This is a genomic window from Rhodococcus sp. SB1D (assembly GCF_048573875.1).
Taxonomy (GTDB): domain Bacteria; phylum Actinomycetota; class Actinomycetes; order Mycobacteriales; family Mycobacteriaceae; genus Rhodococcus_F; species Rhodococcus_F qingshengii.
This window is the reverse complement of sequence record NZ_JBMAIQ010000003.1, coordinates 396,999-420,056: the sequence shown is the minus strand read 5'-3', so window position 1 is coordinate 420,056 and position 23,058 is coordinate 396,999. Positions and strand designations below refer to the sequence as shown.

At 61.3% G+C, this 23,058-nt stretch carries 21 protein-coding genes; 6 read left to right on the top strand and 15 right to left on the bottom strand.

The features are described 5' to 3' along the window. From ACN50D_RS10755 to ACN50D_RS10735, 5 genes are all read right to left on the bottom strand, one after another. Window positions 1-1,137 (bottom strand): PDR/VanB family oxidoreductase, encoded by a 1,137-nt coding sequence (locus ACN50D_RS10755; protein ID WP_064445145.1) that lies wholly within the window; start codon window positions 1,135-1,137, stop codon window positions 1-3. Then, complete coding sequence (locus tag ACN50D_RS10750; protein WP_211921769.1) at window positions 1,134-2,039, bottom strand: metal-dependent hydrolase; 906 nt, start codon at window positions 2,037-2,039, stop codon at window positions 1,134-1,136. Before ACN50D_RS10750 ends, ACN50D_RS10755 begins: the two co-directional genes overlap by 4 nt. A gap of 78 nt (window positions 2,040-2,117) precedes the next feature. After that, on the bottom strand, window positions 2,118-2,771 hold the full coding sequence (locus tag ACN50D_RS10745; protein WP_020971347.1) for a TetR/AcrR family transcriptional regulator: 654 nt from the start codon (window positions 2,769-2,771) through the stop codon (window positions 2,118-2,120). A 40-nt stretch (window positions 2,772-2,811) separates the two neighbouring features. Continuing rightward, on the bottom strand, window positions 2,812-4,002 hold the full coding sequence (locus tag ACN50D_RS10740) for a CaiB/BaiF CoA transferase family protein (protein WP_158170701.1): 1,191 nt from the start codon (window positions 4,000-4,002) through the stop codon (window positions 2,812-2,814). 2 nt (window positions 4,003-4,004) lie between these two features. Further along, on the bottom strand, window positions 4,005-5,954 hold the full coding sequence (locus ACN50D_RS10735; protein WP_211921768.1) for a flavin-containing monooxygenase: 1,950 nt from the start codon (window positions 5,952-5,954) through the stop codon (window positions 4,005-4,007). A 153-nt stretch (window positions 5,955-6,107) separates the two neighbouring features. Between ACN50D_RS10735 and ACN50D_RS10730 the strand changes: the two genes are divergently transcribed. Then, window positions 6,108-7,754, top strand: coding sequence for a class I adenylate-forming enzyme family protein (locus ACN50D_RS10730; RefSeq protein WP_231917422.1), 1,647 nt, complete (start codon window positions 6,108-6,110; stop codon window positions 7,752-7,754). Further along, window positions 7,741-8,427 (top strand): TetR/AcrR family transcriptional regulator, encoded by a 687-nt coding sequence (locus ACN50D_RS10725; RefSeq protein WP_211921766.1) that lies wholly within the window; start codon window positions 7,741-7,743, stop codon window positions 8,425-8,427. Before ACN50D_RS10730 ends, ACN50D_RS10725 begins: the two co-directional genes overlap by 14 nt. 73 nt (window positions 8,428-8,500) lie before the next feature. Here ACN50D_RS10725 and ACN50D_RS10720 read toward each other — a convergent pair whose 3' ends face one another. Continuing rightward, window positions 8,501-9,670 carry an iron-containing alcohol dehydrogenase gene (locus tag ACN50D_RS10720; protein ID WP_211921764.1) on the bottom strand — a complete coding sequence of 390 codons (1,170 nt, stop codon included), beginning with the start codon at window positions 9,668-9,670 and terminating at the stop codon, window positions 8,501-8,503. A gap of 997 nt (window positions 9,671-10,667) precedes the next feature. Beyond that, complete coding sequence (locus tag ACN50D_RS10715; protein ID WP_211921762.1) at window positions 10,668-11,684, bottom strand: hypothetical protein; 1,017 nt, start codon at window positions 11,682-11,684, stop codon at window positions 10,668-10,670. A 420-nt stretch (window positions 11,685-12,104) separates the two neighbouring features. Here ACN50D_RS10715 and ACN50D_RS10710 point away from each other — a divergent pair, with 420 nt between their 5' ends. After that, window positions 12,105-12,281 (top strand): hypothetical protein, encoded by a 177-nt coding sequence (locus ACN50D_RS10710; RefSeq protein ID WP_156511704.1) that lies wholly within the window; start codon window positions 12,105-12,107, stop codon window positions 12,279-12,281. On the opposite strand, the gene ACN50D_RS10705 is transcribed toward ACN50D_RS10710, so the two are convergent. From ACN50D_RS10705 to ACN50D_RS10680, 6 genes are all read right to left on the bottom strand, one after another. Beyond that, window positions 12,282-13,265 (bottom strand): NAD(P)H-dependent flavin oxidoreductase, encoded by a 984-nt coding sequence (locus ACN50D_RS10705; RefSeq protein WP_211921760.1) that lies wholly within the window; start codon window positions 13,263-13,265, stop codon window positions 12,282-12,284. 80 nt (window positions 13,266-13,345) lie between these two features. Continuing rightward, window positions 13,346-14,482, bottom strand: coding sequence for a CaiB/BaiF CoA transferase family protein (locus tag ACN50D_RS10700; RefSeq protein WP_211921758.1), 1,137 nt, complete (start codon window positions 14,480-14,482; stop codon window positions 13,346-13,348). Continuing rightward, window positions 14,479-15,576: a hypothetical protein gene (locus ACN50D_RS10695; protein ID WP_030537153.1), complete on the bottom strand. Its 1,098-nt coding sequence runs from the start codon at window positions 15,574-15,576 to the stop codon at window positions 14,479-14,481. Before ACN50D_RS10695 ends, ACN50D_RS10700 begins: the two co-directional genes overlap by 4 nt. Before the next feature lie 52 nt (window positions 15,577-15,628). After that, a complete protein-coding gene (locus ACN50D_RS10690) occupies window positions 15,629-16,585 on the bottom strand; it encodes an ABC transporter substrate-binding protein (RefSeq protein WP_030537154.1) in 957 nt (318 codons plus the stop codon). Window positions 16,586-16,675: 90 nt separating this feature from the next. Then, window positions 16,676-17,449: an ABC transporter ATP-binding protein gene (locus ACN50D_RS10685; protein ID WP_042448237.1), complete on the bottom strand. Its 774-nt coding sequence runs from the start codon at window positions 17,447-17,449 to the stop codon at window positions 16,676-16,678. An 11-nt stretch (window positions 17,450-17,460) separates the two neighbouring features. Continuing rightward, the gene (locus ACN50D_RS10680; protein ID WP_029256682.1) at window positions 17,461-18,333 is read right to left on the bottom strand and encodes an ABC transporter permease; all 873 of its coding nucleotides are present in this window, start codon (window positions 18,331-18,333) and stop codon (window positions 17,461-17,463) included. 234 nt (window positions 18,334-18,567) lie between these two features. Between ACN50D_RS10680 and ACN50D_RS10675 the strand changes: the two genes are divergently transcribed. The 3 genes from ACN50D_RS10675 (at window position 18,568) to ACN50D_RS10665 (ending at window position 21,428) form a co-directional block, all read left to right on the top strand. Further along, the gene (locus ACN50D_RS10675) at window positions 18,568-19,458 is read left to right on the top strand and encodes a LysR family transcriptional regulator (RefSeq protein ID WP_019746013.1); all 891 of its coding nucleotides are present in this window, start codon (window positions 18,568-18,570) and stop codon (window positions 19,456-19,458) included. Next, window positions 19,455-20,381 carry a LysR family transcriptional regulator gene (locus tag ACN50D_RS10670; RefSeq protein WP_042922962.1) on the top strand — a complete coding sequence of 309 codons (927 nt, stop codon included), beginning with the start codon at window positions 19,455-19,457 and terminating at the stop codon, window positions 20,379-20,381. Before ACN50D_RS10675 ends, ACN50D_RS10670 begins: the two co-directional genes overlap by 4 nt. 186 nt (window positions 20,382-20,567) lie before the next feature. Continuing rightward, on the top strand, window positions 20,568-21,428 hold the full coding sequence (locus tag ACN50D_RS10665) for an alpha/beta hydrolase family protein (protein WP_042922960.1): 861 nt from the start codon (window positions 20,568-20,570) through the stop codon (window positions 21,426-21,428). Window positions 21,429-21,488: 60 nt separating this feature from the next. Here ACN50D_RS10665 and ACN50D_RS10660 read toward each other — a convergent pair whose 3' ends face one another. Beyond that, a complete protein-coding gene (locus ACN50D_RS10660) occupies window positions 21,489-21,977 on the bottom strand; it encodes a hypothetical protein (RefSeq protein WP_030537159.1) in 489 nt (162 codons plus the stop codon). Window positions 21,978-22,044: 67 nt separating this feature from the next. Next, window positions 22,045-22,944, bottom strand: a complete 900-nt coding sequence (locus ACN50D_RS10655) for a LysR family transcriptional regulator (protein ID WP_211921756.1) — start codon at window positions 22,942-22,944, stop codon at window positions 22,045-22,047. Window positions 22,945-23,058: the final 114 nt, after the last annotated feature.

The window sequence follows — 23,058 nt, the reverse complement described above, 5'->3', positions numbered from 1 at the left end:
TCATGTGGTGACCGTCAGGCAGGGACTGTTGCTCCGCGAAACGCACAGGAGCATCTTGCCGGCGGCGCGCTCGGCTGGGCTCAACGAATTGTCACGATGATCGACGTCGCCGTCGCTGACGTGGACCATGCAGGTGCCGCAGAAGCCCTGACGACATGAATAGGGGGCTTTCGGGTTCACACGCAGCACCGCGTCCAGTGCGGTCTGGTCGGCGGCGACATCGATGACCTGACCGGTGCGAGCCAGTTGGATGCGGAAGGGTCGTCCATCGACGACCGGTGCGGCGGAGAAGCGTTCGGCGTGCACTTCCACACCGGGCTCGTTGCGCACACTAGCTGTGATCAGGTCCAGCATCGGGACCGGACCGCAACAGTAGATCGCGTCGCCGCTGCGGACATTCGGCGGGAGAAGATCATTCGCTGCGGGTAGGCCGTATTCGTCGTCGGTGCGGATGGTGACCCGATCACCAAACGGCGACAATTCCTCGAGGAACGGTAGTGTGCGGCGCTCGCGACCGACGTACATCAGCGACCAATCCAGGCCCATGCGCTCCGCCTCGCGGACCATCGGCAGTATCGGTGTGATGCCGATGCCACCCGCCACGAAGTGAACGCGCTTCGCGCGCTCGATTCGCCCGGGTTCGACGAACCCGAATGCGTTGCGTGGACCGCGAACGCCGACGACGGTACCGACTGGCAACTCGTCGTGGACCTCGTTCGATCCGCCGCCACCATCAGGAATCCGGCGTACCGCGATCCGGTAGCAGCGTCGATCGGCGGGATCGCCGCACAGCGAGTACTGACGTACCCGTCCCGAGGGCAGGTACAGGTCGAGGTGTGCCCCGGGATACCACCGTTCGAGGTCGCTGCCGTCAGGTGCTCGCAGTTCGAGACTGACCACGTCGTTGTCGGTGGCCACCGTCGTGCGCTCCGACACCGTGAGCGTTGTCTTGTACTCGTCGATCCGGTTTTCCGGTGGCTCGTCGCGATGAATCAAGACCGCCAACTTGACCTGCGTGGAGACCAGGACATCCAGAATGCGCAGAATCGAGTCGCGGCGCTTGCCGCGACGTAGGTCGACCGGGATCTCGCGGGGGGCCGGCCACCGCTGTGTGAGTTCGGGCGCGTTGGGTGTCATGTGTTGACCCGCTTGGCCGCTGGCGATTGCGCGACGTAGGCGAGGGCCTGGGCGGTGGACCCCACACTGTCGGGGTGAAATCCCGGCACGAACGTCGACACACCGCTCCAGAACCATTTCGATACACCAGGCACCAGTCCGCGGCGTCCGGCGCGGACGAATTCCAGTAGCAATCGTGGATAACCGATGTTCGGCGTGTTGGGGTCGTTGCGACTCAGATACATCGCAGCACGGAGCAACCACCCCAAAAAGATTGGCCACGTGATGATCATGGAGATACAGCGGCGAAAGTAGCCGACTCCGAAGCACGTGGCGACCTCGTGTGCCACGGCACGATGCTCGACCTCTTCGGCCCCATGCCACCGATAGAGGTCAAGCATCTGCGGATCCGCGCCGAATTTCTCCAAGTCCGCGTTCAACGCCCAGTCGCCCACGAACGCGAACATATGCTCCGAAGACGCGCAAATCCCGAGACGCTCGATCAGACGCTGCCGGATGGCCCGCGGATCGGGGTCGTCACCGACGCCCAAAGTTCTACGGAAGAAATACTGCATCTGGCGGTTGAACGTGGCCGGGTCGATCCCGTGCCGTGTGAACACCTGATTCATGACCTCGTCATGCGCCTCTGCGTGCAGCAGTTCTTGACCCATGAAACCGAGCATGTCCTCGCGAAGCTTCTCGTCGTGCACGTCCGGGAGGGCCTGCTCGAAGGCCTGGATCATCATCCGTTCGCCCTCCGGGATGACGAGGTTCATCGAGCTGAGGAGGTATGAGGCGATCGGCTCGTTCGGCAACCACACCAAAGGCGCTTTCTCCCAGTCGAAATCGACTCGCCGCGGACGGATCGCTACCCGGCCGGGCGGTGCGATCGGACTCTGTGTCAGTCCACTCGTAATTCGCATGACCACTCCTCATTCATAAGTACGCAGCAGTACTTATGAATGAGCATGGCGATCTACCCTTGGCTTGTCAACACCGGACTACGAAGGGTTGGACGAGAGATCCAGTACCCGTTCAAGGAAGGACATGATCGGCGCATGAAGATTCATGTACGAATTCGACCCGTCAACCACCTGGCGGTAGAACAACTCGTTGCAACCGCCGATCGCCGCGAGAAACACTTCACGCCCCGGGGCTTCTGAAGACTTGGACGAGTAGCCGACGAGCAATGCATCGGCGAGCAGTTCCACGTACTCGTTGCGCTTCGCCACCCCGGCCGGGCCGGCCACAGGTAGGTCCACCACCCAGGCTCGCACGAACTCCGGTTCGGACGAACACGTCTCGAGATACTTCTCGATGACAGCCGAAAGCTGTTCGTGTAGAGATAAATTGGCGGTCGAGCTTTGTGTCGAGGTGATGTTGGAGACGATCACCTCGATGCCGGCGTCGATCGCCGCGATCAAGCACGCTTCTTTGCTCTCGAACTGCTTGTAGAAAGCTTGACGAGACACCCTGGCACGCCCGACGACATCGGCGATCGTGGTCGAGGCGATCCCCTTCTCCGCCGTCGACGAGATCACCGCACGCAGAATGCGATCGCGTTGCGCGTCTTGGACCTCGTCCACAGCCAGTCGGCCGCGGCCACGCGGCAACCCGGGGAGGTCACGATCGAACGATCCAGCCAGCCTGCGCATACCGAAATCGTAGCCCGCCTGGCGCCATCGGTTCTCTCGCTCACCACGTCTGTGGACCAACAGCCATGCGAGTGGACCGATGTCGAGTGGAATTGCCCCCGAGGCGCTCTGAGGCAATCTCCCATCGCGACACGGTTGCGTCCAGTTCGTCGTTTCTCCGTGGTGGGGCTGCTCCCTGTGACGAGTCCAGCCGTGGTGCGGCGGAGGGCATCGAAAAGCCTCCTGCATCGACGAAGGCCGTCCGCTGTATTGCATGGTCGTGGAGTGTTGCCTCGTGGAGTGTGAGCACGGGTGTGACACAAGCGTTCAGGCCGTCGAAGACCTCGACCCAGGCGTCGCGATCGTGTGTGGCGAAGGTTCTGCCGAAGCGTTCGGACAAGTCGTCCCAGGTCGATTGGTCCCAGCGATTCGGCAATGAGGCGGGATCCAATCCGAGTCCGAACACGAAGCGGTCGTAGTACACGTCTTCGAGGGCCCCTACCGCCATGTACCTGTGGTCTGCGCACTCGTACGCGCGGTAGAACGGGGCAGATCCGTCGAGGAGGTTGGTTCCACGACGGGCTGACCAGCGGCCGGCATGCTGCCACGATCGGACGAGCGCAGTCAACGAACTGGCGCCGTCGACCATCGCTGTATCCACCACCTGGCCTCGGCCAGTGCGTTCTCTTTCGTGCAGCGCGGCAAGTACTCCTACGAGCAGGAACATCGATCCGCCGCCGAAGTTCCCGACGTAGTTCAGCGGCGGTGACGGCGGCCCGGAAGCCGGTCCGAGCTGTTCGAGCGCGCCCGAAAGCGCAAGGTAGTTCAGGTCGTGCCCGGCTTCTCGGGCCATCGGTCCCTTCTGGCCCCAGCCACTCATTCGGCCGTAGATCAGCCCCGGATTGTCCTGCAGGCAGATCTCGGAGCCCAGGCCGAGCTTCTCCATCGTGCCGGGCCGAGAGCCCTCCATCAGGACGTCCGCTCGGCCGATCAGCCTGCGCACCTTGGCGAGATCTTCGGTCTTGGTCAGATCTGCAGTGAGTTCGGTCCGCCCTCGGAGCATCCCCGCATTCGCATCGTCGATTCCGTCATCTGCTCCCATCGAGATGGGGCGCACGATGCGCACGACATCGGCGCCAAGATCTGCCAACATCAGACCGGCGTGCAGTAGCGGCCCTATGGCCTCCATTTCAATGACCCGGATACCCGACAGCGGCCCGCCGTGCACTCCGCCGGTGGCTTCGTCCTGCATGATCACCCTCGCGCGGTCGGAGTCGGGACCGACTCGGAGCGTGCCGGCTCGGTACGAAAATCTGCCGGGTCGACTCGGTAGGTCATGGCCCAGTAGTCGTTGATCCGCCACGGAAGGACCGACACGACGCGACCGTCCGGGTTTCGGTACCAGTTCTCCATTGCCGGATGGGTCCAGACCATCTGTGCGTGCTGTCTGTCGACGGCCTCGTTGTATCGATCGTTGACCTCGGCCCGGCACTCCATCGCGCCGAGGTTTTCCGATTGCATCAACTTCAAGGCATCCATGATGTAGCGGACCTGACATTCCAGGATCGTGATGAAGCTCCCCCCATGTCCCAGGCCGGTGTTCGGTCCGGTCATGACGAAGAAATTGGGGAAGTCAGGAACTGTGATTCCCAGGTAGGCGCGCGCGTCGTGCTCGCCCCAGATTTCTCCGGTGGACCGGCCGGATCGACCGACGATGTCCATCGGGTAAAGAACGCGCACACTGTGGAAACCCGTCGCCATGACAATGACGTCCAGCTGGTGCTCGACGCCGTTCGTGTCGACGAGTCCAGAAGGTGTCAGGGCGTCGACTCCGTGGGGCACCAGTGTGACGTCGGGCTTACGAAGCATCGTGAACCAGCCATTGTCCAGCAGCATTCGCTTACCAAAGGGCGGATAGTCCGGAAGAGATGCCTCGATCAGATCTGTTCGATCACCCAGCTGATCGCGGAGATAGCGTTCGTAGAACTTGCGATGACCATGGTTGGTCGCATTGATCGAGGCGCTCGGCTCTGGCCAGTCGGGGTCGACCTGGAGGGACGAGTACACCTTGTCGTTGAAGATCCACGACAGACGCGCCCGGTACCACTCGCGATAGCCGGGGATGTTGTCCATCAGCCAGTGGACGCCGTCGTCGATGGTCGTGAAGTAGTCGTCGTTCGGTGCGATCCACTGTGGTGAGCGCTGGAAGATCGTCAGCGATCCGACACGATCCGCGATGGCCGGGCCGATCTGCATAGCACTGGCTCCGGTACCGACGATGCCCACTCGCTTTCCGCGGAGCGACTCGGGATCGTCGAGCTCGTTCGGCCACTCGGCGGAGTGGAAGAGGCGACCACGGAAGGTCTCGATTCCCGGTAGATGCGGGATCTTGGGACGATTGAGCAGACCGACCGCGCTGATCAGGATGGGAGCCTCGAGGGTCTCCGGCGCCTCACCTGGTCGCTGGACGGACACACGCCAACTCTGTTTCGACTCCTCGAACTCGGCGCGCGTCACCTCATGGCGGAAGCGGACATTGCGCCGGATGTCGTTGGCCTCCGCAAAGTCCTCGAGATATCCCTGAACCTCGTCGCGCTTGCCGAAGTGGGTCGACCAGTTACGAGGGAACGACGAGATCGAGTAAAGGTGGCTCGGTGTATCAACTCCGGCGCCCGGATAGCGGTTCTCCCACCATGATCCGCCGACGTCGTCGTTCTTCTCCAGGATCACGTGAGGGATTCCAGCGCGGGTGAGCTCGACGGAGGCCAGCATCCCCGCGATGCCGGCTCCGATCACGATGGCGTGGAGTCGCTCGTCGCACTTGGTGGTGGCAGGCTTGATCTGCGGACCATTGACTATCTCCGCCATCATCGGCGCGAAGTCCGGCGGCACGGTCTCGCTGCAGGTGAAGTTGAGGATTCGCTCGACTTCCGAGCTGTCCAGCGTCCGCCGGGACGGCTCGTCCAGCGTCCACCAGCGTTCCACTGCGTCCATCAACGCGCTCCGGATTTCGGACTGAACTTCCTCCGGAAGTCCTCCCGTGGAGTTGTCATCCATGCCCCGACTGCGCGTGGGTTGATAGCGGGGTGCCACCCACCGCTCATCGGCGGTCAGCTCCAGCAACACGGCGAGCATGGTCGGAACGTTGCCCCGTAACACCGCCGAACGCAGGTGGTCACGGTCCAGGTCAGTGACGATAGTCATGTCATGCAGGCTAACAGCCGTTAGCGACACAACCAAGTGTGATTTCGATATTCCCATTGTTGCTTGGAAACTCTGCTTGACCCGCGTGGATGCCGATGACAGTATGAGCCACATCATACTAACCGCGGTAAGCATTCAGGAAGTTGAGGAACCATGGATCTGTCGACAAGTGTCGAATCGGATGCCACTGATGTGCGACGGAGTTCAGGTCCGCTTGTCCGATCCCTCACAGCGACCCAGTCGTCACCGCTAGGGCGAGCGACGTTGGGCGACCAGCTACGCCGCCACTCGCAGAGTCGATACTCGAAGCCGGCGATCGTGTCGTATGCCCCAGGTGGTCGACGCACCGTGACCACCTACGGTGCGCTCAATCAGGATGCCAACCGGGCATCCCATATGTTCCTCGGACTCGGTGTTTCCCGCGGTGACCGGGTCGCCGTGATGGCCCGCAATCGCGTGGAGTCGATCGTCGCCTACTACGGTGCTCTCAAAATAGGGGCGGTGTACTCCGGCATCAATGTCCTTTTCGGACCGAACGAAGTGGCTCAACAGATCGGGCACCTCGAGCCCGCGGTTGTGGTCGTGGCCGCGGAATTCCTGCCGGTACTGGAAGAAGCGCTGGCGGGACTCGGTACCCGCCCCGAAATCATTGTTCTCGACAGCACGGACGAGTTCGGCGGCCACTGCTTCGATCAACTCCTCGAGTCCTCGTCGCCGACAGAGCCGGATTGCGATGTCGACGAGCACGATCTCGCAATGATCGTGTACACCAGTGGAACCGAGGCGGCTCCGAAGGGCGTCATGCTGCCGCATCGCAACTACCTGGTCTCCACCGCACCTGCGTACACATGGGGACTGCGATGCCTGGACGATGACGTCTGGCTCTACGTCATGCCATTCCACACTATTGCCGGAATCGGCTCCCTGACCTCGCTCCTGCTATTGGGAGCGACGCTCGTGCTCCCGGCCAGCCTCGCGCCTGCCGACGCTTTGCACATGATCAAAGCGGAGCAGATCACCGTCCTGGCTCAAACCCCGACCTTCTTCATCTCGCTCGCAGATCATCCTGACTTCGGTCCTGAGACTGTCGGGACCATCCAGCGCTGCCTGACCTATGGAGGTCAGGTCTCGCCGCGAACGGTGGACGCATGGCACCACGCGGCGCCCGCATCGGTGTGGGGCACCTACTGGGGTCAGTCCGAGTTGACGCAGTTGGGCTCCGTCGGCTGGTTCAAGCGACTCGAGGACATTCCCGATCAGGATCCGACCTGGATCGGCAAGCCTGTAGGCCATCTCGAGGTCAAGGTGGTCGATGCCGACGGAAATGAAGCAGAGCGAGGTGAACTCCTCTGTCGCACGCCGTCGGTGATGCTGGGTTACTACAAGGATCCCGAGAAGACCGCCGCTGTCCTCGACGGTGGTTGGGTCCACACCGGCGACATCGTACGTCGCGATTCGGAGGGCAATATGTTCTTCCTCGATCGCAGCAAGGACATGATCAAGACGGGCGGCTACAACGTGTCCTCGCAGGAGGTCGAGCGCGTACTACAAGCCCACCCCGAGGTGTCGCGCGCCGCCGTCGTGGGACTTCCGGACGAATACTGGTCCGAGGCGGTCACAGGCTTCGTCATCGTCATAGACGGCAGCGACCTCACCGGCCAGGAGTTGCGAGACCACTGCAAGACCGTGCTCGCAGGCTATAAGGTTCCAAAGGCGATCAAGATTGTGGATGAGCTGCCCACGGACCCTCAGGGGAAGCTGCTCAAGAGAGAACTACGCCGCCTGTATGCAAAGGACTGAAACGCTGAACATCGATCCTGCCAGCAGCGCGACACCCGGATCCGGTCGACCACGGCTTGAAGGGCTCCCAAGCAGACGTGACGACATACTGGCCGCGGCGGCCGAATACTTCGCTGATCAGGGCTACCACTCGGCAGGCATGCGTGGCATCGCAGATTCGGTGGGAATCAAGGGCGCGAGCCTCTACAACCACTTCACCTCGAAAGAGGAGATCCTCTACGCGATCGCGCTCAAGATGACCCGGGACCCGGTCGAGGAGCATCTACTTGTCCTCGACGAGACTGGAACTCCGGTCGAGCGACTCACCTCGCTGATCGATGTTCATCTGCGGTATTTGGCGATGAACAGGGTCGAGCATCTGGTAAGCCTACGAGAGATCTCGGCGCTTACCGACGAACACCGTATGAGGGTGCTCGAGTACCGCAAGTACTACCAGAGGCGTGTGCGCGATGTGATTGCTGCCGGGGTCCGCGCCGGAGAGTTCGAGATCGCCGACCCACAGCGTGCGGCTGTTGCGGTGCTCGACCTCATGAATGGTGTGAGCTGGTGGCTCCGGGACGACCACGATATCGAGGCGCTGGTGGCAACCTACGTGGACTACATCGTCGTCGGAATTCTCCGTCACCGTCCCGGAACGCAAAGTGGTACCGGCGGTACGTCCAGCCGACGGTGACGCCCGTTCAGCCCGAAAACAGGTGATCCCCCTCCATCCGACGTGGAGGGGGATCACCTGTTTTCGGGCTCGATCAGAGTGCCCGCCGCAACAAAGGAACCAACGCGTCAGGATTCGCGATGGGGTTCGGGTTGGTCCCGCACCAGATGTCCTTGAACGTGTACGTAGCCAGGCTGGGGAGGTCGTTGTCGGTCAGCCCGACCTCTCCCAGCGATCTCGGCATGCCGAGTCGCCGGATCAGCGAGTCCGCCAACTCGTGTGCCGGCGTTTGCGGCGCACCCAAGGACGAACTGATCAGCGCCTGGCGATGCTCGTTGACCTCGCGGTTGTACTCGAGCGCGAAAGGCGCCATGACGCAGGAGGTGTACCCGTGTGGGACGTTGAACGAACCGCCGAGTGCATGCCCGACGGCATGGCTGACGCCCATGTCGAGGCCTGCGACGATCGCGACCATTGACGACCACGCACCGACCTGGCACATCAGACGGGCATCCACGTCGTCGGTGTCTTCCTTCACTCGGACGAGTCCCTCGGAGAGCAGTCGTATGGCATTCATCGCCATCCCGTCGTAGTACCCGTTCGATTCGAGCGAGCCCAAGGTCTCGAAGGCGTGGTCCAGTGCGCGAACCCCGGTCGACAGCCACAGCCACTCCGGCGTGTGCAGCGTGAGTGCAGGATCGAGGATGACAGCCTTCGGGGTCATCGCCGGATGCAAGTAACCCTCTTTGACGTTGCTCTTCTCATCCGTCGACCCGGCCAACGCGTTGAACTCACCTCCCGCCAGGGTCGTGGGCGCCACCACTACCGGGATCTTCGGGGCGGAGAAGGCGGGGGCGGTCACCGATGTGTCGGGATTGACCTGCAGGTGGTAGGCGTCCATTTGCGATGCCTCGCGAACTCCGTGCTCCAGAGTGATTGCAAGGATCTTCGCCAGGTCCGTCGCCGATCCGCCGCCCACGCACAACAGCATGTCCGGATCGGCGTCGGCAGCAACTCGGGTGGCAGCAATGACGTCTTCGCGCGGTACGTGGGGTCGAACCGCATCGAACAGTCCCACGAATCGATCACCCAGTGCCTCGATCACCCGAGCGATCTCGTCTGTCTGCGAGTTGAGCGTCCCGCTACATACGACGAAGACTCGGTTCGCCCCGAGCAACTCTGCTTCCTGGGCCGCGGCCTCCGCGACCGGAGCGCCAATGCGGACTCTCTCCATGGACGGCAGAGAGACAAGTGATGACTGCACGGCAATACCATCTTTCTTTCTTGATCCTCAATCCACCACGACGTCGTCAAGAGCGCTCAGCTCTCGCTCGGTCTGTTCAGGAGTGGGATAGAGCGTGGATCCGGCGCTGGGAAATGTCTCGCACCCCGTCGCAGGCTAACAGTGGTTACCCTATAGGAGATTTGTGGCGCACGCCACAATCGTTTGTCTTTTGGCCAGCGGAACCAGAGGGCGAGGTTAGTCCGTGGGCGTCAATACTGACTTGATCTGCAGTTTTTCAGAAATCCTCATGGCTCTCGGCGGCGCGCCGTTGCATCTCCAGTGGAGGGCGAGAATCGGTTACGGTGGATTCGATCCCCAAAAGGTCGAATTACCTAACCACCGATTGCCTAATTTCGGGAACAGCTGCGTGATGACGCCTGGGTTGAGTACTGGGGCTGTAGCCATCACTGGCACTCTGGTGACGGACGCCGAATCCAGTGCGCACCCTTCCCGGCACTCAGGTGAATGGTGTCGGCGGCGCGACATGCATCGACTTCGCCGTGGAGAAGCGCCTCGACCTTTCCTTGGTCGGAACAGCGGCACTGAGGTGAACAATTATCGCGAGGTATGCCGCGGGTTGATCCAGCTGCAAAGGGAGTTGGCATATCGGGGACGAAGGTTTCTTCTTCCGAGATTCACTCCGCCGAAGCTGACCATTGCAGTCGGTCCGGCAAAGTTAGTCGAGACCCTCGGCTTCTGCTGGGGCTTCGAGACTGGGCATACCCACGGTAAATCCGCTGCCGCCGCACGACGCGAACTGTTTCTTCGACTGGATGGACCGTCAGCTAGAGGACATGATTTTCGGGGTTCGATTACGTGCGTATCGAAAGGAGGTGCTGCGTTGTCTGCGTGAGCAAGGGGGCACCGAAGAGGAGAGCACGATGATGTTGCGTCACTTCGGTTCTGAGAGCGCGGTGCCACATCGGCAACCACCCTTCTGCTTGCCGCGCCACCCTCGCCGGAGGCTCTGGTCGTGTCACTCGCCCTCGATCAATGGATCTTCCAGTTCGAGAAGCGCGACCTCGTCCGGATTCAAGTTTTCGTTCGGATCCACGGATCGGGTCAACCGGTCGTTTGGACCCAATTCGTCTGGCGCCTGGATGATCTGAAGACCTCGTGCCAAGATCTCGACTCGTCCACGGTTCTCGTTGCTCGTGAGATCTGCTGCGAAAGCAGCAGCTACGGCGTCGCGTGCCAGAGCCTCCGCCAGGTCCCAATCATGGATGTAATCCTCGACCGAAAGGTTCGCTTCTCGCCGGCTCAGCGCGGCCGAAGTGCATCCTTGAAAGTAGAGAGCGACCAACTCCTGAGCGCCGTCCCACTCCGCCTCCAGGCCGAGGGCTACCGCGTTCTCCCGCAACGCGGATCGAAGGTCGAGCGCGTCAGCTGCTCTCATCGGGGGTGACGCGCGCACCTTGCTCACGTACTCCTCGAACCCGATCACGGCGACAGTCCCGACGACATCGATTACTGCGGGCCAATTCGGCCCCAGATGGCTGGCGAGGTCGACGTCCGTGATGGTTGTCGACTCGATGTGCCGGACAAGCGAATCGAGCGAACGATCTGCGTCGTCGTAGAGTCCATCTCGTTGCGCCTGACGAAGCCACTCCGCTTCTGCGACTATCGCATCTCCGGGAATCGAACCGGCGTTCTCGAAAGCTTCATCAATGGATAGCTCAGTACCGACAGCGACTTGGGGCCCCCAAGCCGCTCCGTTGACTCGCAAGAGCTGCGCAGCAGTCTGTACCACGTTCGTCAAACGAACCGACGCGTCAGAAGAGCGACGCAACGTAGCTGCATCGGGCCTCGACGGGATGGGTTCACACGCTGGATTGTGCCGTCCACGTTCCGCTTTCGTGATGGTCTCTTCGATATTCGCAGAGGATGGGCGTGCAGCGAAGATCTTCGATACACCGATAGCACCAGCAGTAGCCACAGCGATGATCAATCCCGCTGCAACGAATTTCGCCCTCCGGGTCGGTACCGCATGCATGCTCTTGATTCCCCTTCGGTGTGCCCCGGACGATGCGAGCGAAATATCGGATTCTATCGCGAACGCTATCGGGCTCGTGGGACTTCAGTATTCGGTCAAGCGCAAGATTGTTGCGGGGATCGTAGCGCCATAGGGACTAGGTGCCTTGAAAGGGTTGTGAGACGACTTCGACGATCGCACAGTCGGGACGGGCGCGCCGGGCTCTCGTCCTTGCTGTATGCAGTCGAAGCCAAGAAATGTCGGGGGACGTAATGGGGGGAGCTGCTGTGGGCCGACGGTGATGTTTTGGTAGCCCCATGGCCACAACGTCGAGTAGATCGTGTTCGGTGCCGATCGAAATCCTTGCGGTCGTCACTCTGATGACCCCAAGCAATTCGGAGTACACCTCCTTTCCTCGTCCTGGCGTCAATGATCGTCGGGATGCACCCGAAACGATCGAACGGCGATGACAAGCCGCGAGGCGATCGCGAAGAGCTCACCGTCACCGCACGACGCATCGAGGACGAGGTATCGGCGGCATGCGGGTCGACGAGCGCAACGGCAGGGGTCATGCGCGAAGGACTGGCCGACTGTAGCGCTCAGCGGGTTCGGACGTAGTCAGGCGCTGACCGGGTCCAGGAGGCCGGTAAGCCGTCCGGCAATCAGTGCTTCGGACTCTGCGACAATACGTTCCACCAATTCACCCACTGTGGGGATGTCGTGAATCAATCCTTGCACAGTGCCAGCCGTCCAGATGCCAGCCTCCTGGTCGCCGCTGTCGAACACCGCTCGGCCCCGCGCACCGGCCACAAGATGTCGAACGTCTTCGAATTTGCCACCACTGGAAAGGATTTCGACAACTTCTTGGCTGATGCTGTTGCGTGCTACCCGTGCGGTATTGCGTAGTGACCTGAAAATCAGTTCCGTGTCGACCTCCGAGGCAGCGACTATCGCCTCTTTGATGTTGCGGTGAATCGGAGACTCCTCGGTGCACATGAACCGTGTACCCATGTTGATGCCGTCGGCGCCGAGCGCGAGGGCCGCCACTAATCCTCGCCCATCGGCAAATCCACCGGACGCGATCATGGGAATGCTGATCCGCTCTGCTGCTGCAGCGATGAGGACGAGACCCGGTACGTCGTCTTCCCCTGGATGCCCGGCACATTCGAACCCGTCGATGCTGATGCCGTCGACACCGAGGGCCTGGGCTTTGACCGCGTGGCGGACGCTGGTGCACTTGTGGAGAACCTTGATGCCTGCGCCGTGAAAGTGCGGCAGATGGGGCGCGGGAGACGATCCAGCTGTCTCGACGACTTTCACTCCGCAGTCGATTATCACGTTGCGATACTCATCGTAGGGCGGAGGTGTGATCGTCGGGAGGATTGTGAGGTTGACCCCGAAAGGTTGATCGGTGAGCTCGCGCGTTCGGGATATTTCTCGGGCAAGATCGTCAGGTGTCGGCTGTGTCAGGGCAGTGAGCATGCCGAGCGCGCCGGCGTGTGCAACTGCCGCTACGAGTTCTGCTCTCCCCACCCATTGCATGCCGCCCTGCACGATTGGGTGGCGAACTCCGAATGTCTCGGTAAATGCGGTGGTCAGCACTGGACATCTCCTCGATGGTGCATGGCTATCTGTTTGTCAGTTGCGTTGGTGCAAAGTCAATTTCGACCCGAACGGCGCATTCAGCTCGTCGATGTTGTCCACTCGTTCAAGGCCGGAACCTGTGAAAGTTCAGTTCGTGCCATCGGAGGTTCGGCGCGATAGGGCATGGCAGGCGTCAAATACTGTTCGCCATGTTCGTTGGTGCCGGGGATGAAGGTACGGTTCGCAATCACATCGTCGGCGCAAATTACCTGGTCGTAGTCACGCACAACTGCGGCAACCACTCCGGCCGCAGTGAGATGCTCTACCGCTTCCGCGGCGCTACGGTGGCACAGCTGCTTCTCGATCGTGGCGACGAGGTCAACACGGTTTTCCACGCGCAGAGCGTTGGTGGTGAACCGCGGGTCGTCGGCCAACTCGGGTAGGTCGATCGCCTTGCACAGTTCGATCCAGGCTTGCGGTTGGTATCCGCTGATCACCAGCTCGCCGTCGGCGGCGCGAAAGACGTCTGCTGCCGGTGCGACGCTTGGTTGTCCGTTCCCTTTGCGACTCATGGGCTTTCCGGATACCTGCCACTCGATCCAGTTGGCGGTCTGCAAGTGGATTGCGACGTCCAGCAGGGAAACTCGGACGGACGATCCTTTGCCGGTGCGTTCGCGCCGCAGTAGCGCTGCCAGTACCGCTTGAGCGACAACGTAGCTCGTTGCATGATCTATGACCGGTGCGCCCACACGTTGTGGCGGGCTATCCGCCTCACCCGTCACCGACATCAGTCCGCTCTCTGCTTGCGCAGCGATGTCGAGCCCCGCGCGGGTGGCGGACGGGCCTTCCGCCCCGTACCCGCTCACCGAGACGGCGATGATTTCCGGTCGCAGGCGTTGGAGTTCGGTAGAGGAGAATCCCAATCGATCGAGGGTTCCCGGGCGAAGATTGTGCAGCAAGATGTCGCTCGATGCGATCAGATCCCGAGCTCGCTGCAGATCGGCGGAGTCTTTGAGGTCGAGGCAGATTGAACGCTTTCCACGGTTGTACCCGTAGAAGATGCCGCGCGCGTAGTCGGCGTCGATTTGTCGGGCCGGTTCACCGCCGGGGGGCTCGAGCTTGATGACCTCCGCACCGAGGTCGGACAACTGCTGCCCGGCGCTGGGTATTGCGATCAGCTGACCGATCTCCACTACTCGGACACCTGCCAACGGCAGGTCTACTTCGTCGGTCATCGAATGATCTCCACATGAGGCGAAGTGACATCCTCAGCGGGCTCCAGGCAGCGCGCCAACAGAATTCCTTCGGTGTGGTTGCAGGGGTTCAGTCGGTTTCTGTCACCTTCTGCTCCCCCGATTCGGATCGTCACCGTTCCATCGTCATTGCGTTCGAAGTGTGCGTCGTTGAGGTTGACGGTGTGGTCGCGGTACTCGAAGGACTCGAACCAGTGGTTGTACAGCATCACTCCGAAGTAGGTGCAGTCCGGGAGAGTGAATGTAATATCCACGGCAGTAGCGTCTTTCAGTGACCACCAGCCGGCAACGTATTGGTTGGAGCTGGTGCCGTAGAAGTCTCCCCACCCTCGCTGCTCCGAGGTCACGCGAATCTCGTTGGGAGACTGACTGAGTGTTTCGATGAGCTGAAGACTGCGTCGAAGGCTCACGTCCATGCCACGAGCAAGTTTCGTGAGGCGCTGGGTCAGCCACGCCGTGTCGAGATCGGGGCGTGCACCAGGCGGCGGACCGAGGCGCTCGATGTGGAGAACAGGATCGATCTCCGTGTTACGCGTCTTGTGATACACACGCACTACTACGTCGAAGCAGCGCTCATCCAGCCGAATGCCGCTGCGCCCCTCCAGCTCTTGTGCGACGAAGATCTCGAAGTTGCCGTCCGCGTCACACACCTTGTCGTCGATGACGATGTTGTCGGCGACCCGGTCGGTCCCAGACGCGCCGACACGATTGGCGAGAACGGCGACGTACGGCACTGTGCCACGGTTACCGTGAATACGGTATGTCTCGTTGGGGTCGATCATCGCAGTCCAGTAGTCGACGTCGATGCCGTCTCCCCAGAACTTTCGCATCGGTGACATCAGGGTGAAGAGTTCAGGCCGGAGTACGTCTTGGCGCTCGATGTTCATCTCGGCGAGGTATCCGAACAGACGAAGTGCGTGCCGTACACCTTCGGCGCTGTCCAGCGGCGATCCGGTAGCGGCAGCGGTCGAACCGAATGTCGCAAGGCTGTCGGTGACTGCAGACCAAGCCTCGGTGAGCTGCCGGCGATCGTGCTGGGATTCGGATTGTGTTGACTGGTCAGCGAGTTGTGTCATCTTTTCTTCTCTCTCGTGGTAGACGAACTGGATTGTGTATGGGAGGCGTTGGTCAGCAGAGGGGGTCGAAAGGGACGTCTGCGTCGGACTTGCCCGAGGTCTGGTTGTTCACCCATGCGACGTTCTGGGTCCATCGGTCGGCTGAAATCTCGACCGGCCAGAGGGTCTTCTGCGAAGCCCACACCTGGTTGGCTTTGTCAGCAGGAACATTCATTCGCTCGGTGAGAAGTTGAGCTCCTGCTTGCTCGTTCGCGGGATCGGCTATCCACCCTGCTGCGGCCTCGAGCGCAGCACACACGGGGGCAGCAGCATCGGATTCAGCGAATGTGGCTGTCGTGACGAGCACCGTGCCCAGGCCGTATGAACTCACGCCGTCAGAGCCCACCGGGTCTACTTCTGTAATCGCCGTCATCGGAATTCCTTGAGCATCGAATACGGCCTGGCTGGCAGCGGTGAGAACGGCGGCATCTATGTCGCCCTTTCGTGCGAGTGGTATCTGACTCGCGGTAGGTGCCGCTGCGATGAATTGCACCGTGGAGGCGTCGATGTTTCTCTCTGCGAGAAGCTGATTGACGAATTGCTCGGCCGCGCCGCCACGTGACGGTATGGCGATCCGCTTGCCGGGCAAATCCTCGATGGTGGTGATGCCGCTGTCTTTCGTCACGGCGATCGCAAGATCGATCGACCCGTAGGGGGACAGTGGCCGCAGACTCTGCCCTTGCTCTATGGCCGGCACGACGGTTCCGGGTGCACCGACCGCGAGATCGGTTGTGCCGCCGATGAGACCGCTGATGAGTTCGGGCCCGTTCTTTCCGTCGATGAGCTCGACGTGGAGGCCTTCCTTGTCGAACATTCCTTGTTGGACAGCGACGTAGACAGGCAGGGACAAAGCACTCGCAGGGTAGACCCCGATGGCGACGCTACCGTCGTTCGGACGCCCTCCCCCTCCACACGCGGAAAGCAGTAGGGCCGCTGCAATGACTGTGCCGACAAAAGGTCGAAGTTTCATGGAATTCCTGTTCCTTGATGGCTGGGCGCATCAGAAATCAAGCTGAGTTGGCTGGGCACATCAGTAATCAAGCTGAGTTGGCTGGGCACATCAGTGGTCGAGCTGACCACGCAGCCGGTTGAAGATTTCGATGTATCGAGGTTCGGCGGTGAGGGTTTCGAGTTCGCGGGGGCGTTCGATGTCAATGCTGACGTCGTCGATCACCCGGCCGGCCCCGAGCAGCAGAACGCGGTCGGAGAGACAGATGGCTTCGCCGAGGTCGTGGGTTACGAAGATGACCGTCCGGCCTACCTGGGATTGCCAAAGCTCGAGGAATTCTCGCTGTACTTCGACTCGGGTTTGCGCATCGAGGGCGGCAAAGGGTTCGTCCATCAACAAGATGTCCGGATCCAGTGCCCACGTTCGGGCCAACGCGACACGCTGGCGCATCCCTTGGGAGAGTTGCCAAGTCCACAGCCGTGACGCCTCGGACATTTGAACGGCCGCAAGCCAGCGCTCTGATTGAGTTCGTCTCTCCGCCTTGGGTACTCCCCTCAATTCGAGACCGTACTCCACGTTCTTCTGCGCTGTTCGCCACGGGAACAGCGCATCTCGGGCCATCATGAAGCCCATCCGAGAACGAGCGTCGAATGGTGTTGTGCCGAGGACCTCAGTCTTCCCTTCTGTTGCGTCCACCAATCCAGCGAGGGCGTTGAGCAGAGTGGTCTTTCCGCAACCGCTCCTGCCGACCAAGCTCACGAACTGTCCGCGAGGGATGGTGAGGTCGAGATTGTCGACCACAGTTTTCGTCGACCCGTCGGGCGAGGGGAAGGATATCGTCAGTCCGTCGAGTTGTACGGCGGGTGTAATCACGTTGGTATCCATGATGATTCCTGTCATCGTCGAGCCGGCGGCTGCCACCGAAGGAGGTAGCGCTCGGCGAAGTTCATGACCTGGTTGAGGACGACTGCGACGATTGCGAGAAGTATGAGGATCGCGTAGACCGCTTCCATCCGGAACTGGGCCGAGTAGATCGACACAAGCTGGCCCAGCCCGTCCCGTGACGAGATCAGTTCCGAACCGACAACGCCAAGTAGCGAATAGATCAGCCCCAACCGAAGACCGGCAAAAATGCCAGGTGTTGCGACGGGGAGGAGGATGTGCCAGAACACCTGTGTCTTACTGGCATTCAGGACAGTGGATAGTCGGAGCCATTCGTCGTCCACCGACTTCACACCGGCTCGTGCACTCGAGCAGACGATGAAGAAGACGAGTGTGAACGCGAGAGCGACCTTCGCCGTCATCGTGATCCCGAAGATGACGATAAGCAGAGGCGCCAGCGCAAGACGTGGCATGGCATTCGCCGCATCCAGGAACGGACTCATGATGCGTTCGAGGGTCGGAAGCAGTCCGAGAGAGAGTCCGACCGCCACCCCGACTGCGCTGGCGAGGATCCACGCGATCACGACGGCAGTCATCGTGGCACGCAAGTTCGACGAAATCTCGCCCGACTGCACCGCTGCGGTGAAGTAGGCCCAGGCCTCGCCTGGCGTTTTGGCCAGAACTGGCTCGATCCAACCTTGCGATGCGACGAGCTGCCACGCTCCGAGTAGGACCAGAAGCAGCGCGACCTGGGCCAGTCGTACCCCGATGGTGAGTCGCGTACCGGATCGACGCTGTCGAGCGGGCTTCGGCTCAGAGCGTGCCCGCCTCGCAGAACGGGGTGACGTAGCACCGGATGGCGAACTTGCGGTGATGGTTTCGGTCATTTCGGCGCCTCCTCCGTGGTGCTCGCAGGCGGCGATAGGTGCTCGACAAAAGCAGACGGGTGCCTCTGGTCGAAGCTCCCCGGGTTGTTGCTCACTGCGTTCATATGTGAAGCAGATCACGGGATTCTTCTTCCCGTCTACGCCACATTCGAGAGGTATGCCATAGGGTTTCCCTATGCCTGACGGGCGCAAAATCGGGCGCGCGCGAGGACTGCCACGAGAAGGGAACCCCGAATGGACCGGCGTCATCTGGAATACTTTCTCGCCCTTGCTGATCGGGGCAGCATTTCCGCTGCGGCTCGCGGACTGGGGGTCAGCCAGCCGACAATCTCGGAGGCTCTCGCCAGAATGGAGAAAGAGTGCGGCCTGACGCTCGTCCGCCGTGGCTCGCGGGGAGTCACCCTGACCGACGCTGGACGCGATCTCACAGGTCCGGCGGCCCAAGTACTTCGGGCATACCGGGATTTGGATCACGCTTTGCATCCATTGAACGTGGTGCAGCGGGGTCGGCTGACGGTCGTGTGTCCGCGAACACTGGCGCGTGATCCAGCGGCCACGGCCCTGGGTGCGTTCAAAAGCAAATTTCCGAACGTTGCGGTGACGATGCTCAGCAATGACACCGACGGAATCGGAACGGTGGTCGCCTCGGGTCAGGCTGATATCGGCCTCGGGGTGGACGAGGTGTTCGACGAGGGCGTTGAACGTATCCTTCTCGGCCGGCAACAAATCGTTGCGCTGGTGCCGGCCGCACGAAGTGAAGGCGAGGGGGCAGCGGCGTTGACGGATCTGTTGCGAATCGGATTGATCACCAGCCCGCGTGACGATGTCACTCGGCGACTGTTGGCGGAACGCCTGGGCGAAGGCACTGTGGACGAGGCGGTGGTTGCGGAGACTATCTCTGTGGCTTCGATGATCCCACTTGTACGCGCGGGAGTCGGCGTCGCTTTCCTTCCCGAATCTGTCGCCGATACAGTCGGAGAAGGTGTGGTGCTGTGTCGTACTCGGCCCCCTCTCACTCGTGATATCTGGATGTTCCACGGTTCGACGCCATCGCCTGCGGCACAAGCGTTTATCGAGACGACCAGCCGATTACGTGACGAAGGTGGAATGGGGAACGCCGGATGAGCAAGTTCGGAGAGTCCGCCACCCCGCGAATCGATCCGCGGCAGCTACAAGACTTCCTTGCCGTCGTCGAACACGGCAGTATCACGGCGGCAGCGGCAAATCAGTTCACGGGAACATCGAGCGTCTCTCAATCAATTGCGCGGCTCGAAAGACGCGTCGGAGGACGGCTTTTCAATCGAGGCCGGACCGGCGCGACGCTGACTGCGCGCGGACGGAATCTCATCGATCCAGCACGCGAAGCGCTGGCCGCGCTCGACCGATTAGTGGTCGAGCGCGAGTTCTTACTGTCAGCAGTCCCCCACCTCAGTGTTGCCACGACAGCGAGCCTTGCGGACGATCCCGCAGCGGTACTGCTCGGAGCGCTGCGCACGGAGGTGCCGAACCTGAGGATCACCATCTCGGATCCGCCTGGGTCGTCCGTGGCCGATGCGATTCACCCGGTCATGGCAGGCACCGCTGACGTGGCAATAATGGAGTCGCTGCCCACCGGTGTTCCCGGGACGCGCACGGTGCGCCTTCCGGACCACAAGTTGCGGCTCGTCTGCCCGCCCGGTACCCCGCCACCGGTGGACGGGGTATTCATCGGCGAAGATCTCATGCGCATCGGCTTGGTTGTCGCACCACGGTTCGAAACTTCCGATGTCTATCGCCATCTGCGGTCGATCGAACCGCGAATCGACCACGCATTCGTGATGAGGTCACAGCACCGCGATGCCTTCGCGGATTTCGCGTACGAAGGGATCGGTGCTGTCATCCTCGAACTCTCCAGTGCCGAGCGAGCATCCGAACGCGGGTGCACTGTGGGCGAGATATTCGAACTGCCCCCACGGAAGATCGCAGCCGTGGCAAGGGACGGCCCGAACACGCAGATCGTCGAACATTTCCTACGGCTGTGTGCCGAGCAATCCGCGCGGAAGCCGTAGGCCGAGGCGATCTCGACCTTGCGCTCTGGGTATTCGCGTCGCCCGGGCACCCACCGAGAACGATGATTTTGTCCACAGACACAACACTTCTGGGATAGTCCGTTTCCTGAAACAAAGCCGACGGGTTGCCTTCCCGTGAATATGTAATACACGTCACTCCGGATCAACTTCGAAAGGTTGACTTTCATGCGAAAGTCTGTGAAACATTTCGTGAATGCTGCAGCGGCGGTTGCGTTGTGCGCGACGCTAGGACTCACGGGCGCAACCGGAACAGCGGCTGCCGATGCGCCCGGCATCCCGAGCGTCGGGCACGATTGGGCGAGTGCAGGGCCGTACACGCCGAACGTCTCGATCGGGCTGGTGCACACTCTGTACTACCCGCGCCAGCTCGGCGCGCGCGGCGAGAAGCACCCTGTTGTGATCTGGGGGAACGGGACCGGTGTGCTCCCCGGTGCGTACACCTCTTTGCTGCGCCACTACGCCAGCCACGGATTCATCGTGGTCGCCGCCAATACCCCGGCAAGCAATTTCGCCATCACCATGCGGTCGGGAATCGACCTCATCGCGGACAAAGCGGCCAGCCCGTCGAGCGTCTTCTTCGGCAAAGTCGACCTGGAACATATTGGTGCGGTGGGGCACTCGCAGGGCGGGTCTGCGGCGATCAACGCGGCGATCGACGACCGCGTCGACACCGCCGTCGCGATCCAACCAGGCCCGCTCAATGATGTCGATCTCATCGACGAGCCCGTTCTCTATCTGGCCGGCCAGGCCGACGCAATCGTTTGGCCGGCGATCGTGCGGGCGATGTACGAGGACGCAGACCACGTGCCTGCCGAGTATCTGGAACTGCGCGGCGCCACGCACTTCGGTACGGCGATCAACGGCGGCGATATGCGCGGGCCGAGCACGGCGTGGCTGCGGTACTGGCTACTCGACGATCCGAACGCTCGCACCGAGTTCTTCGGAGCGAGCTGTGGATACTGCACTGACACCCAGCAGTTCTCCGACTTCGACCGCAACGATCTGGCCCGGCAGATCCCGGGCTGACGGTAAGTCGGGAGTCGAAGACGAACGACCTGTCTGTTCAGATCGGCGGAGTTGCGAAGCTCAAATGACGACGTAGCCGTACATTCGTTCGCCCTGAGCCACAGCTCTGGTCGCTAGTTCGACGAAGGCGGTCAGGAACGGCACTGAGTCCTCCGACGGTTCACTGGTCTCGTCGATCGCCCAGGCGGCCGCAGCGGCCGCGACGCCTTCTGCGTTCAATTCCGCTAGTGCATCACGCAATTCGTCGGTAACCGTGAGCACGAGGGTGTCGCCGTCGTCGCTCATCGCGACGAGTTTCCCGCAGCGTGGACCTTTTGCAACTTCGTCGTAGGGGCGAGCGGTGAGGGCTGCTTCCAGTCGGCCGAGCGCGACAACTGGATCGACGCCTTTCGCCTGCAGAACTGGAGTCCCACTCGCAGCCAACTGGATCCGCGGGCGAGAAGCTGCGTTCGCCTCCATCACCTCTGGTTCCAAGTCGACGAGTCCCTCGAGGGCAGAGGTGGCATGCTCATCCGTGCGCGCGGTGAAGTAGTCGGTGATCGCAGACATGGCGCGATCATCTCACACACGATGCATCTCAATGCCCCGGACTCCTTCCGCGACTTACTGATCGACGTCAGGAGGGACAGGTGTGTGCTTCCTCGATCGCTTTCGCGAAAGCGCGAAGTCGTGGGCTTTCGAGATCGGTACGCCACACGAGACCCAAAGCAGATTCGGGTAATCCGTTGATCGGTACGAATGTGATGTCCGAGCGCTGGCTGTATGCAGCGGTTGCAGCGCAGAGGATGAGGCCGACCTGACTGAATGCGACCTGCGACAGGCCTTCCTGAACGGTGCTCGCCCCACCCTGCGTGGGAATCGTGGCTCCGCCCGGCGTCGTGCTCGGGGAATTCACACGCTGCCAATAGTCGGGGGCGGGGCCGGTGATGGGTACGAGACAGATCTGCGCCAGCTGCTCGGCGTCGATCACGCCCAGTTCGCTGAACGGGTGATGGACTGAGATGGCGAGGGTCTGGGGCTGTCGAGAAAAGACGAGCCCGGTTGTCAGTTCCGGCTCATCTACGGGGAGAAGGGCCACTGCCGCATCGATTCGCCCGGCGAGTACATCACTGAACGGATCACCCAGGGGTAATTCTTTGATGGTCACGCATGTTTGCGGATGTTGTATCTCGAAACGAGAGACAGCAGCCGCGATCGAATCGTAAATTGCTCCTTGGAAACCCACCCGAAACGGCGTCGGCGTGTTGCGTGCTCTCGATTGAGCGTCCTCGATTACTCCGACGAGCGCCCGATGGGCGGGAGCCAACGACGCAAGAAATTCGGCGCCGAACTCAGTCAGGTGAACGCGGCGACTGGTCCGCGCTACCAGGCTGGTGCCGATACGACGCTCCAATGCGCTGATCAGCTGACTCACTCGGCTCTGGGAGATGAACAGCCGCTCGCCGGTGCGACCGAAGTGCAGTTCTTCAGCGAGAACGAGGAAGCACTCGATCTCACGCATCGGGGGCTCCGACATTTTCACTCCGACCCTGGACTCATTCGACTACTCCATAATGGCTCATCGATGAATTGAGCTAATGGTTGGATGAGCGATTCGCCGTTGATCCTTGGGCGTGCGGGAGCTTCTCTG